11 protein-coding genes and 1 tRNA gene are annotated in these 12747 nt (G+C 63.0%); 5 read left to right on the top strand and 7 right to left on the bottom strand.

Annotated features, from left to right (window positions below; genetic code table 11):
- Positions 1-256 precede the first annotated feature (256 nt).
- The 4 genes from IAE36_RS14910 to IAE36_RS14895 form a co-directional block, all read right to left on the bottom strand.
- Positions 257-332: transfer RNA gene (locus IAE36_RS14910), tRNA-Phe, on the bottom strand.
- A gap of 90 nt (positions 333-422) precedes the next feature.
- Positions 423-695 carry an oxidative damage protection protein gene (locus tag IAE36_RS14905; protein WP_028635309.1) on the bottom strand — a complete coding sequence of 91 codons (273 nt, stop codon included), beginning with the start codon at positions 693-695 and terminating at the stop codon, positions 423-425.
- Complete coding sequence (gene mutY / locus IAE36_RS14900) at positions 695-1759, bottom strand: A/G-specific adenine glycosylase (RefSeq protein WP_060482822.1); 1065 nt, start codon at positions 1757-1759, stop codon at positions 695-697. The genes IAE36_RS14905 and mutY overlap by 1 nt, the downstream gene beginning before the upstream one ends.
- Positions 1756-4008, bottom strand: coding sequence for an AsmA family protein (locus IAE36_RS14895; RefSeq protein ID WP_201213173.1), 2253 nt, complete (start codon positions 4006-4008; stop codon positions 1756-1758). The genes mutY and IAE36_RS14895 overlap by 4 nt, the downstream gene beginning before the upstream one ends.
- Before the next feature lie 257 nt (positions 4009-4265).
- Between IAE36_RS14895 and IAE36_RS14890 the strand changes: the two genes are divergently transcribed.
- From IAE36_RS14890 to hisF, 5 genes are all read left to right on the top strand, one after another.
- Positions 4266-5927: an OFA family MFS transporter gene (locus IAE36_RS14890; protein WP_028635306.1), complete on the top strand. Its 1662-nt coding sequence runs from the start codon at positions 4266-4268 to the stop codon at positions 5925-5927.
- Between the two features lie 481 nt (positions 5928-6408).
- Positions 6409-7002, top strand: coding sequence for an imidazoleglycerol-phosphate dehydratase HisB (gene hisB, locus IAE36_RS14885; RefSeq protein WP_028635305.1), 594 nt, complete (start codon positions 6409-6411; stop codon positions 7000-7002).
- Positions 7003-7641, top strand: coding sequence for an imidazole glycerol phosphate synthase subunit HisH (gene hisH / locus IAE36_RS14880; protein WP_201213171.1), 639 nt, complete (start codon positions 7003-7005; stop codon positions 7639-7641).
- A gap of 113 nt (positions 7642-7754) precedes the next feature.
- A complete protein-coding gene (gene hisA, locus IAE36_RS14875; protein WP_028635303.1) occupies positions 7755-8486 on the top strand; it encodes a 1-(5-phosphoribosyl)-5-[(5-phosphoribosylamino)methylideneamino]imidazole-4-carboxamide isomerase in 732 nt (243 codons plus the stop codon).
- 109 nt (positions 8487-8595) lie between these two features.
- Entirely contained in the window at positions 8596-9366 is a 771-nt protein-coding gene (gene hisF, locus IAE36_RS14870) for an imidazole glycerol phosphate synthase subunit HisF (protein ID WP_028635302.1), read from the top strand.
- Positions 9367-9470: 104 nt separating this feature from the next.
- Here hisF and choV read toward each other — a convergent pair whose 3' ends face one another.
- The 3 genes from choV to IAE36_RS14855 form a co-directional block, all read right to left on the bottom strand.
- Positions 9471-10649: a choline ABC transporter ATP-binding protein gene (gene choV / locus IAE36_RS14865; protein WP_201213169.1), complete on the bottom strand. Its 1179-nt coding sequence runs from the start codon at positions 10647-10649 to the stop codon at positions 9471-9473.
- Positions 10646-11494 carry a choline ABC transporter permease subunit gene (gene choW, locus IAE36_RS14860; protein ID WP_174435893.1) on the bottom strand — a complete coding sequence of 283 codons (849 nt, stop codon included), beginning with the start codon at positions 11492-11494 and terminating at the stop codon, positions 10646-10648. Before choW ends, choV begins: the two co-directional genes overlap by 4 nt.
- Before the next feature lie 82 nt (positions 11495-11576).
- Complete coding sequence (locus IAE36_RS14855) at positions 11577-12524, bottom strand: choline ABC transporter substrate-binding protein (protein WP_060482827.1); 948 nt, start codon at positions 12522-12524, stop codon at positions 11577-11579.
- Positions 12525-12747: the final 223 nt, after the last annotated feature.

Genomic DNA, 12747 nt, shown 5'->3' with positions numbered 1-12747 from the left:
GGGGCGGGGAGTTGCAGGGGGGCGTCTTCGCTCATGGAGGTCCTTGCGCAGTCGGTACGGGTTCCACAAGACATGCTAAAGGTGAGGAAGGGATGGCTTTTTGATGTTGGTCAAGACAGGCCACTGGTATCTGCGATGGGTGACCATTAAACGTCCGCGAAGACGGCAATCTTTTTTCACGGACAACAAAAAACCCGCACTAGGCGGGTTTCTTGTTGTCGCTTCGGGTAACTTTGCAACCACCAGAAGCTGAAGGTGGTGCCCAGAGACGGAGTCGAACCGCCGACACGAGGATTTTCAATCCTCTGCTCTACCGACTGAGCTATCTGGGCGACGAGGTGAATTAAATAGACTTTCAGACCGCTCGTCAACGACTTTTTGAAAAAATTTTAAATCAATTCCGTCGCTTACGTTCCTTGGGGTCATTCCGAGGGTGGCACGTAGCCTTCGGCCTGGGCGTACTCTTCGCCGGCGAAAAACTTGTCCATCTCGGCCTGGAGGAATTTGCGGTCCTCGGCGTTCATCATGTTCAGGCGCTTTTCGTTGATCAGCATGGTCTGGTGTTTCTGCCAGTCGGCCCAGGCCTTCTGCGAGATGTGATCGAAGATGTCCTGGCCCTTGGCGCCGGGGTAGGGCGGGCGGTCCAGGCCGGGCAGTTCTTCGTTGTACTTGCGGCACATCACGGTGCGGGTCATCAGGCATCTCCTGCAATCAGTTCGTCGGCTGCGCGTTTCAGCAGCTTCTTCACCGGGGCAGCGAGGCCCAGGCGGGGTGGGGTGGCGAGGTTATACCAGAGCCAGTCGGCCTCGGCCACGTGCTCGCCGACCGGGTCGACGCGCACCAGCCAGGGCTCGATGGCCAGCTGGAAGTGGCTGAACGTGTGGGTAAGGCCGCCCAGAGCGCGGCTACCCGCCAGGCGCAGGCCGTGCTGGTAGGCCAGGTCGTCGAGCTGGGCGATGTCGTCCAGCTCCGGCAGGCTCCACAACCCGCCCCACAGGCCGCTGGAGGGGCGGCGGTACAGCAGGATGTCGCCCTTGGCATTGGCCAGCAGCGGCATCAGCGTGCGCCGCTGCGGCAACGCCTTGCGTGGCTTGGGCTCGGGGTAGCGGGTTTCTTCACCATGCAGGTGTGCCTCGCAGCCACGGCGCACCGGGCAGATCAGGCAACTGGGCTTGCTGCGTGTACACAGGGTGGCGCCCAGGTCCATCATCGCCTGGGTGTAGTGGTTGGCGCGCTGCTGCGGGGTGAAGCGCTCGGCCGTTGCCCACAGCTGGTTGGCGACCTTGGGCTCGCCTGGGTAGCCGGCCTGGGCGGTAAAGCGCGCCAGTACGCGCTTCACGTTACCGTCCAGGATCGGCGCACGGATGCCCATGCTGATGCTGGCGATGGCCCCGGCGGTGGAGCGGCCGATGCCGGGCAGCTCGGTGAGCTGTTCGACGCTGCGCGGGAACTCGCCGCCGTGCTGCTCTACCACCATTCTGGCTGCCTTCTGCAGGTTGCGGGCGCGGGTGTAGTAGCCCAGGCCCGTCCACAGGTGCAGCACTTCGTCTTCCGGGGCTTCGGCCAGCGCCTGCACGGTCGGCAGCGCCTGCATGAAGCGGTCGAAGTAGTTGAGCACGGTGCTCACCTGGGTTTGTTGCAGCATGATTTCGGACACCCACACCCGGTACGGGTTGATGCCCTGCTGCCAGGGCAAGTCGTGGCGGCCGTGCTGGTCATACCAGCCCAGCACAGCGCTGGAGAACTGCTCGGGGGTCATCGCTTGAACAGCCCCTTGAGCGCGTCTTTGAGTTCCGGGCTCACTTTGTCTCCGAGTTTTTCATCAAGCTTTTCATCAATCTTGTCCTTCAGGCGGTTGCCGGCCAGTTTGGCCGCGACCTTGCCCATGCCTTCCTGGTCCAGGCGGCAGGCCTTGGCGCCCAGCTCCAGCGGGCCACGGCAGCGCAGCGGCAGTTCCACACCCACGTAGCGTTCGTTCACCTGGCAGGCAGGGTCGGGCATGGCGCGCTGGTCGCCTTCCACGATCACACCCACGTTGTAGTCCATGCCCAGCACGCGCAGGTCCACGTCACCGTGGCCGTTCACGGTAAGGCCAGGGATACGCACCTTTAGGTCCGGGTTGCTGGCCACACCGTTGCGCACCACCACGCTGCCGCGCAGTTCCTGGAACGGAGTGTCCTTGCCGCGTGGTTCGCCGCTGAGCGACTTGCGGTTGAGCGTGGCAATGGCCTGGCACAGCTGCTGTTCCAGGTTGGCATTGACCAGCACGCCGTCATTGATGGTGAAGTTGGCGTTGCCGTTGAGGGTGTCCACCAGCGCCTTTTGGCTGTTGCCGGTGGCTGTCAGGTCGCTGGACAGGGTCAGCAGGCCTTTCACCGGCGGGGTCTGCTGCTTGCCGTCGGTTTTGATGAAGTGCTCCACCGGCACCCGCTGGATACGGGTGTTCACCCCCAGTTGCGGCACAGCAGGGCGCACGTCTACCGTGCCCTTGGCCTCGAAGCTGCCGTTGTACAGGTCACCGCGCAGGGTTTGCAGGGTCAGCAGGCCGCCCTGGCCGTTGGCGGTGAGGCGGGCATTGCTGATTGGCAGCTTGTCCAGGGTCAAGGCGCCGAAGCTCAGGTCGGCCTGCAGGTCCAGGGCCCGCAGGCGGTCCACCGGCAGCAGCTTGTCATTGCTCCAGGCAACTTGGGTGGGGGCGTTGGGCAGCGGTGTGCTGCCGGCACCGGCCACGGCACTGGCCTCCTGCTGCTGCACTTCGGCCTGGCGCGCGGCGGTGGCGCCTTTGGCCTCCTGGCTTTTGGCCGGCAGATAGCGGTCGGCGTCGAAGGTGTCGCCCTTCAATTGCACGCGCAGGGCTTGCTTGGCGAAGTCCTCGATGGCTACGCGGCCGGTGAAGGCGCTGGCGTCCAGCTTCACTGCCAGGTCTTCAAGGGCCAGGCTGGCTGGCGTGCCTTGCAGGCGGGTGACCAGTTCCAGCTTGGTGAGTGCCGTGGCGTCATTGGTGGCTGGCAGCGGGTGGCCGATGCTGTCCATGAACGCGCGCAGGTCGAACTGGGCGATGGACAGGCCGCCGCTCACTTGCGGCGCCTTGTCCAGGTCACGCAGGTTCAGCTCGCCAAGGGCGCGCAGCTGGTTGGCCGACACCTTCAGGCCGTTCCACGAGGCGACGTTGGCGCCCTGGTCCAGCAGCAGTTGGCCCTGGGCGGCAAAGGTTACGGTCTTGCCGCCGGTAGGCTCACCCGAGGTTTCGCCCGACAGGCGCATGTCCTCCAGGTTGTAGCGCTTGAGCTTGCGGTCAAACCGCAGCTCGCCGGCAAGCTCGGTACGGGCCTTGATGTTCGGCTGGCTGGCGCTGATGAAGGCGCTGGCCTTGAGCGGGATGTTCACGCCTTCATGCACGGGGCCGGTGCTCAGCTGGATGCTTTCGGCGTTGTAGCTGTTGCCGGTGCGTGCGTCGGTGTACTGCACGCGGGCGTTGTTCACGGTGAGGCTGTCGATATCCAGCTTCACCGGGCGCTCGTTGCCATCGGCAGGCCGAGGCTGGGCGCCGGCCGCAGGCGTGGCGTCGGCTTGCGCAGCCTTGCCCGGTTCGCCCTGGGCCGGCAGCGGCTTGCCGATATCTTCCCAGTTGCCATGGCCCTGTTCGTCGCGGGCCAGGGTCAGGTTCAAGCCTTCGACGCGCACGTCGCTCATCTGCACTTCGCGACGCAGCAAAGGCAACACGCGCACAGACAGGCCGAGCATCTGCAAGTCGGCGAAGGGCTCCTTGGGCGTATTCAGGGTGGCGATGCTGGCTTCATGCAGTTCCAGCCCAAGCCATGGGAACAGGCTCCAGCCGATGTCCCCGTTGAGGGTCAGCTCCACATGAGCCTTGTCGCGTGCCAGCTGGCGAATCTCGTCTTTGTAGTCGTTGGGATCGAAGAGGTGGGTCAGGGCGAAGCCCAGCGCCACGATGATCAGCAACAACCCGAGAAGCCCGAGGCCCAGGATTTTGCCGAACGCTTTCATGGGCGAGTCCTTGTAGTCCGATTTTGAATTCAAGCGGCAGAGTATAGCGCCGCAGCGCCTATCCTACGCATGCATCGGATAGGACGGCTTCAATCGGCACTGCCGCTATGGCAAGCAGAGGAGTGTTTGGATCTTGTCAGGCAGGACCGGTTCAGCTGCGCCACAATAAGCGATATCAGATTGCTTTCATCCAGCGCTGATGCTGCTACCCTTGCGCCGCTTTGCCTGCACTTACCTATAAAAAAAGGATCACGTCCATGAGTAGTACTGTCTCGACGGGGGCACCGGCCAGCGCGCCAGGCTTCCTGTCCAAGGAGCGCATTATCGCCCGGCCGGGCTTCAACCGCTGGCTGGTACCGCCGGCGGCGCTGGCCATTCACCTGTGCATCGGCATGGCCTATGGCTTTTCGGTGTTCTGGCTGCCGCTGTCCCAGGCCCTCGGGATCAGCGCACCGGTGGCGTGTGCCCCGGACATGAGCTTCATCGCCAAGCTGTTCAGTGCCGACTGCGACTGGCCGATTTCGATGCTCAGCTGGATCTACACCCTGTTCTTCGTCTTCCTGGGCTGCTCGGCGGCCGTGCTGGGTGGTTGGCTGGAGCACGCGGGCCCGCGTAAAGCCGGCCTGGTATCGGCCCTGTGCTGGTGCGGCGGCATGCTCATCTCTGCCATTGGCGTGAAAACCCATCAACTGTGGCTGATGTGGCTGGGCTCGGGGGTTATTGGCGGTATCGGCCTGGGCCTGGGCTATATTTCGCCGGTTTCGACGCTGATCAAGTGGTTCCCGGACAAACGCGGGATGGCCACCGGCATGGCGATCATGGGCTTTGGCGGCGGCGCGATGGTGGGTGCACCCTTGGCCACTGCGCTGATGGGCCACTTCGGCAACGCGCATGAAGTGGGCGTGTGGCAGAGCTTCGTGGCCATGGCGGCGATCTACTTTGTGTTCATGACCGCCGGCGCCCTGGCGTACCGGGTGCCGCCAACCGGCTGGAAGCCCGAAGGCTGGGTTGCCCCTGCGAAGAAAGCAGGCAACAGCATGGTCACCGACCGCCACGTGCACGTCAGCGTGGCCTGGAAAACGCCGCAGTTCGCCTTGATCTGGCTGGTGCTGTGCCTGAACGTGTCGGCCGGTATCGGCATTATCGGCATGGCTTCGCCCCTGCTGCAGGAAGTGTTCGCGGGCAAGCTGCTGGGCAACGAGCTGACCTTCAGCGAGCTGAATGCCGCGCAACTGGCGCAGATTGCAGCCATCGCTGCGGGCTTCACCGGTTTGCTGAGCCTGTTCAACATTGGTGGGCGGTTCTTCTGGGCGTCGTTCTCGGACTACATCGGCCGCAAGAACACCTACTTCGCCTTCTTTGCCCTGGGCGTGGGCTTGTACAGCCTGGTACCGAACATGGGGCACCTGGGCAACGTGGCACTGTTCGTCGCGGCCTTCTGCATCATCCTGTCGATGTACGGTGGTGGCTTTGCCACCGTGCCCGCTTACCTGGCTGACCTGTTCGGTACGCAGATGGTCGGCGCCATCCATGGTCGCCTGCTGACTGCCTGGGCGGCGGCGGGTGTACTGGGGCCGGTGCTCATCACCTACCTGCGCGAGTCGCAGCTGGCGGCGGGCGTGGCGCGGGCGGCGGCTTACGACATGACGCTGTACATCCTGGCCGGCCTGCTGGTGCTGGGCTTCATCTGCAACATGCTGGTACGCCCGGTGGCAGACAAGCACTTTATGACCGATGCCGAGCTCGCCGCCGAGCGTGCGCTCAGCCACGACAAGGGCGCCGATGAGGCACGCTCGCTGGAGTGGAAGCCAGCACCGGGCAGCCTGCCGTTGGTGTTGCTGGCGTGGGCGGTGGTGGTTGTGCCACTGGCGTGGGGCGTGTGGATCACCTTGCAGAAGACTGCTGTGTTGTTCCATTGACCTGATCGCGGGTGGGCGGCCTTCTGGCAGGGACGCAGGGGGCTGCAAGGTGTTCGTCGTGGCGAGTGCGGCGCCTGTGAGATCGAGCGCCGCCCGCGCGGCGCATCGCGAGCTTTGCTCGCTCCTACGCTTGTTTCGGGCCAGTCACGCCTGTGGCAGGCGCGCGCGACCGCCTGGTTGGTACGACACGGTCCCGCGACATGCGCCAAGGCGTCCGCGCGCCAATGGCGCAGGCCTAATTGGCCCGAAACAAACGTAGGAGCGAGCACAGCTCGCGATGCGCCGCGCGGGCGGCGCTCGATCTCACAGGTACAGACCTCTGGCGGCGAGCACCTGGCGGCCCTACCCACTTGTATAGACCTGTAACGCCATCCATCCCCCGCAATTACTGGCCCTGCCATATGTCATGCGCGTTCCAAGCCGGCGCCATCTGGGCCTATAATGGAGCCCTTTTCGCCCCATGATTTTTGCGGAGCTGGTGATGGTCGAACGTAAGGCTTCCGTCGAGCGCAACACCCTGGAAACCCAGGTCAAGTGCTCGATCAACCTCGATGGCAGTGGCAAGGCCCGATTCGATATCGGTGTGCCTTTCCTTGAACACATGCTGGACCAGATCGCCCGCCACGGGCTGATCGATCTGGATATCGAGTGCAAGGGCGACCTGCATATCGACGATCACCATACCGTCGAAGACGTCGGTATCACCCTGGGCATGGCGTTCGCCCAGGCCATCGGCGACAAGAAAGGCATCTTCCGCTATGGCCACGCTTACGTGCCGCTGGATGAAGCCCTGTCGCGGGTGGTCATCGACTTCTCCGGGCGCCCGGGCCTGCAGATGCATGTGCCGTATACCCGTGCCAGCGTCGGTGGCTTCGATGTCGACCTGTTCCAGGAATTCTTCCAGGGCTTCGTCAACCACGCCCTGGTGACGCTGCACATCGACAACCTGCGTGGCCACAACACCCACCACCAGATCGAAACCGTGTTCAAGGCTTTCGGCCGCGCGCTGCGCATGGCCATCACCCTCGACGAGCGCATGGCCGGGCAGATGCCCTCCACCAAAGGGTGCCTGTAAATGCAGACGGTAGCCGTAATCGACTATGGCATGGGCAACCTGCACTCGGTGGCCAAGGCGCTGGAGCACGTCGGTGCCGGCAAGGTAGTGGTAACCAGCGACGCCGCGGTCATCCGTGAGGCTGACCGCGTGGTGTTCCCCGGTGTGGGCGCCATCCGCGACTGCATGGCCGAAATCCGCCGCCTGGGCTTTGACAGCCTGGTGCGCGAAGTCAGCCAGGACCGCCCGTTTCTGGGTATCTGCGTAGGCATGCAGGCCCTGCTGGAGCACAGCGAAGAAAACGACGGTGTCGACTGCATCGGCATGTTCCCTGGGCAGGTGCGCTTCTTTGGCAAAGGCCTGCAAGAAGACGGCGAGCACCTGAAGGTGCCGCACATGGGCTGGAACGAAGTCAGCCAGAGCATCGACCACCCGCTGTGGCACGACATCCCTGACCGGGCGCGCTTCTACTTCGTGCACAGCTACTACATCAATGCCGGCAAGCCGGGGCAGGTAGTCGGCCGTGGCCACTATGGCGTCGACTTCGCCGCCGCCCTGGCCGATGGCTCGCGCTTCGCCGTGCAGTTCCACCCGGAAAAAAGCCACACCCATGGCCTGCAGCTGCTGCAGAACTTCGTTGCCTGGGACGGGCGCTGGTAAACCCCCAGCCCCGAGCTTCAAGCTTCGAGCTGCAAGCGCCAAGCAGGAGCGCGCAGCTCGAAGATCCGCGTGCAAGCTTGAGGCTTGCAGCTTGTGAATTTTGAGGAACACACATGCTGATTATCCCCGCTATCGATCTGAAGGACGGCGCCTGCGTGCGCCTGCGCCAGGGCCGCATGGAAGACTCCACGGTATTCTCCGACGACCCGGTGAGCATGGCCGCCAAGTGGGTCGAAGGTGGCTGCCGCCGCCTGCACCTGGTCGATCTCAACGGCGCCTTCGAAGGCCAGCCGGTCAACGGTGAGGTGGTCACTGCCATCGCCAAGCGTTACCCCACCCTGCCGATCCAGATCGGCGGCGGCATCCGCTCGCTGGAAACCATCGAGCACTATGTCAGGGCGGGCGTCAGCTACGTCATCATCGGCACCAAGGCGGTGAAGGAACCTGAATTCGTTGCCCAGGCGTGCAAGGCGTTCCCTGGCAAGGTCATCGTCGGCCTGGATGCCAAGGACGGCTTCGTCGCCACCGATGGCTGGGCCGAAGTCAGCTCGGTGCAGGTGATCGACCTGGCCAAGCGCTTCGAGGCCGACGGCGTCTCGGCGATCGTCTATACCGACATCGCCAAGGACGGCATGATGCAGGGCTGCAACGTGCCCTTCACCAAGGCCTTGGCCGAAGCGACTTCGATCCCGGTAATCGCCTCGGGCGGCATCCACAACCTGGGCGACATCAAGGCCCTGCTGGACGCCAAGGCCCCGGGTATCATCGGCGCCATCACCGGCCGTGCCATCTACGAAGGCACCCTCGACGTCGCCGAGGCCCAGGCCTTCTGCGACAACCACTAAGAGCGGCAAGCGGCAAGCGGCAAGCTGCAAGAGGGTGAGCGCTATACCAGCCGCTCTTCACTTGAAGCTTGAAGCTTGCCGCTTGCAGCTGCCGTCAGGAGCCTGACCCATGGCTTTAGCCAAACGCATAATCCCTTGCCTGGACGTGGACAACGGCCGCGTGGTCAAGGGCGTCAAGTTCGAGAACATCCGTGATGCCGGCGACCCGGTGGAAATCGCCCGTCGCTACAACGAGCAGGGCGCCGACGAAATCACCTTCCTCGACATCACCGCCAGCGTCGATGGGCGTGACACCACCTTGCATACCGTGGAGCGCATGGCCAGCCAGGTGTTCATCCCGCTGACCGTGGGCGGCGGCGTGCGTACCGTGCAGGACATCCGCAACCTGCTCAATGCCGGTGCCGACAAGGTTTCGATCAACACGGCTGCTGTGTTCAACCCGGAGTTCGTTGGCGAGGCGGCGGACCGTTTTGGTTCCCAGTGCATCGTGGTGGCAATCGATGCCAAGCAGGTGTCTGGCCCTGGTGAACAACCCCGTTGGGAGATCTTCACCCATGGCGGGCGCAAGCCGACCGGGCTGGATGCCGTGCAGTGGGCGATGAAGATGGAGGCGCTGGGGGCCGGTGAAATCCTGCTGACCAGCATGGACCAGGACGGCATGAAAAACGGTTTCGACCTGGGCGTTACCCGGGCCATCAGCGATGCGCTGAGCATCCCGGTGATTGCCTCGGGGGGTGTGGGTAACCTCCAACACCTGGCCGATGGCATTCTGGAAGGGCACGCCAGTGCGGTGCTGGCGGCCAGCATCTTCCACTTCGGCGAGTACACGGTGCCTGAGGCCAAGGCCTACATGGCTTCGCGCGGGATCGTCGTTCGTTGAGGCATTGATTGGGGCTGCTTTGCAGCCCATCGCGAGCACGGAACGCGTATTACCCGTAGGAGCGAGCAAAGCTCGCGAGGGGCCGCAAGGCGGCCCCAATCATGTCAACCGTGGTTCTTGCCAAGCAAGGCGTGATACAGCTCGGTATCCCCCAGAATCCCGACCACCTTGTCGTTCTCCTGCAACACCAGCTTGTTCCCAGTGTGGTAACGAATCTGCAGCGCTTCACGCATGCCAATATCTGCATGCACCAAAGTCGGCCTGCGGCCCAGCCCTTCCACTGCCTGCCCTGGCGCCCAGTTCTGCATTTCCAGCCCGTTCTGCCCCTGGCGTGCACGGGTGATGGAATTGCCTTCGCCCAGGTCCAGCCACGAATCGCCACCCGGGTCCAGACAAACCGAGCCGTTGACCCGTTTGCAGTTGTCCAGGCTACGCATCAGGCTGCGGCCGCACAGTACGTTCAGCGGGTTGGTGTGGGCGACGAAGGTACGCACGTATTCGTCGGCCGGGTTCAGCACGATCTCTTCCGGCTTGCTGTACTGGATGATGCGGCCATCTTTCATGATCGCAATACGGCTACCCAGCTTCAGGGCTTCGTCCAGGTCGTGGCTGACGAACACGATGGTTTTGTTCAGTTTGCTCTGCAGGGTCAGCAACTCATCCTGCAAACCCTGGCGGATCAGCGGGTCGAGTGCCGAGAACGGTTCGTCCATCAGCAGGATGTCGGCGTCCATCGCCAGCGCCCGGGCCAGGCCCACGCGCTGCTGCATGCCACCGGAAAGCTCGTCCGGCTTCTTGTTGCGCCACTGAGCCAGGCCCACCAGCTCCAGTTTCTCGTCTACCAGCTTGCGCCGTTCTTTCTCCGGGCGGCCCTGCATTTCCAGGCCGAAGCTGATGTTTTCGCGCACCGTCAGCCAGGGCATCAGGGCGAACTTCTGGAACACCATGGCAATGCGCTTGGTGCGCATCATCTTCAGCTCGGCCGGTGTGCAGTGGGCAATGTCGATGTGCTTGCCTTCGTGCTCCACGAACAGCTTGCCGCGGCTTACCGTGTTCAGGCCGTTGATGCAGCGCAGCAGGCTGGATTTACCCGAGCCGGACAAGCCCATCAGTACGCAGATCTCGCCTTTCTGGATATCCAGGTTGGCCTTTTCCACGCCCACCACCAGGCCGGTCTGCTTGAGGATCTCTTCGCGGGTTTTGCCCTGGTCCAGCAGCGACAGCGCTTCGCGCGGCTTGTTGGAGAAGATGACGTCGACGTCTTCGAACCGAATGATACTCATGCTTCACCCCTTGCCGGCAGTTCCGGTTGCTTGCAGATACGGTCGAGCATGATTGCCAGCAGCACGATCGCCAGGCCCGCTTCGAAGCCCAGGGAGATATCAGCGGTGTTCAGTGCGTTGACCACAGGTTTGCCCAGCCCGTCCGCGCCCACCAGGGCGGCGATCACCACCATCGACAGCGACAGCATGATGCACTGGGTGACGCCAGCGGCGATGCTCGGCATCGCGTGCGGCAGTTCGATACGGGTGAGCAGTTGGCGGCGCGAGCAGCCAAATGCCTTGCCGGCGTCCATCAGCTCCTGCGGGACGTCGCAGATGCCGAGGTAGGTAAGGCGGATGGGCGCCGCGATGGCGAACACCACGGTGGAGATAAGCCCCGGCACAACGCCCAGGCCGAACAGGGTCAGGGTAGGGATCAGGTAGACGAAGGTGGGTACCGTCTGCATCAGGTCCAGGACCGGGCGCATGGCGGTGTAGAACATCGGCTTGTGCGCCGCGACGATGCCCAGCGGCACGCCAATGGCCACGCACACCACCGTGGCGAACGACACCTGTGCCAGTGTTTCCATGGTCTCTTGCCAGTAGCCCAGGTTGAGGATCAGCAGGAACGACAGGGCAACGAATGCAGTCAGCGACCACTTGCGCTGGATCAGGTGGGCCAGGGCGGCGAACAGGGCGATGAGAACGAGCGGGTTGAACCAGGTCAGGGCACTGGTGACGCCATGGATCATGAATTCCAGGCCCTGCGCAATGGCGTCGAAATAATTCGCGCCATGCTGGGTCAGCCACTCGACGAACGAGGACATGTACTGGCCCAGCGGTATTTTTTGATCGATAAGCATGATAGCGAGCTTCCACCTGCGTAGATTGAAATCAACCCGGGGCGGGCACGGTCCTGCCCCGAGGTAGCGCTACTGCGTAGTTCTTCTATTGCGTGAGTTTTGCCTTGGCCGCCTCCAGGCCAGGCTTGCCATCCACGGTGGTCACGCCCGCCAGCCAGGTATCCAGCTTGCCGGGGTTGTCCTTGATCCACTTCTTGGCGGCTGCGTCGGGCTTCATCTTGTCGTCCAGCACATAGCCCATCATGGTGCTCTCGTCCTTCAGGTCGAAAGCCAGGTTCTTCAGCAACTGGCCCACGTTGCTGCATTCCTGCACGTAGCCCTTGCGGGTGTTGGTGTACACCGTTGCCTTGCCGAATTCAGGGCCGAAGAAGTCGTCCCCACCGGTGAGGTACTGCATCTTGAAGCGGGTGTTCATGGGGTGGGGTTCCCAGCCCAGGAACACGATGGCCTCGCCGCGCTTCTGCGAACGGTCGACCTGGGACAGCATGCCGGCTTCGCTGGACTGGACGATGGTGAAGCCGGCGTCCTTCAGGCCGAAGGCATTCTTGTCGATCATGCTCTGGATGGTGCGGTTGCCATCGTTGCCCGGTTCGATGCCGTAGATCTTGCCCTTGAGCTCATCCTTGAATTTGGGAATGTCGCTGAAGTCCTTCAGGCCCTTGTCATACAGGGCTTGCGGCACGGCCAGGGTGTATTTGGCGTTTTCCAGGTTGGCGCGCACGGTCTCGACGGTACCGGCATCGCGGTACTGCTTGATGTCGTTTTCCATGGTCGGCATCCAGTTGCCGAGAAACACGTCCAGGTCTTTGCCGGCTGCCAGCGACTTGTATGTCACCGGCACCGAAATCATCGTGGTGTGGGTCTTGTAACCCAGGGCTTCGAGCACAGCGCTGGTGGTAGCCGTGGTTACCGTGATGTCGGTCCAGCCGACATCCGAAAACCTTACCGTCTGACACTGTTCGGGCTCTGCAGCCTGGGCCAGCAGTGGTGCGGACAGCAACGCCACCAGCAACAGCGAGGGTGAACCTTTCATGGATGGACTCCTGTGATTTTGTCTTCGGGTTCGCGTGTTTCGCCGGGCTTCTGAGGGACCGGTCGATCAGGCCTGCAGAGGGCAGGTTGCGTGGCCGTGCTTTACGAGTCGCTTTCGATAATCCTCCAGCGCCGGGCAATCGCCTACTGGTGGGGTCGTATCCAGTACGCAACGGGTCGTATCCAGTATTGGCGATGTCGCTTATAGGTTCTTCTCCCCCTCC

Source organism: Pseudomonas sp. S36 (assembly GCF_016647875.1).
GTDB classification, from domain to species: Bacteria; Pseudomonadota; Gammaproteobacteria; order Pseudomonadales; family Pseudomonadaceae; genus Aquipseudomonas; species Aquipseudomonas parafulva.
The sequence above is the reverse complement of the archived record's forward strand: the minus strand, read 5'-3'. Positions and strand labels throughout refer to the sequence as shown.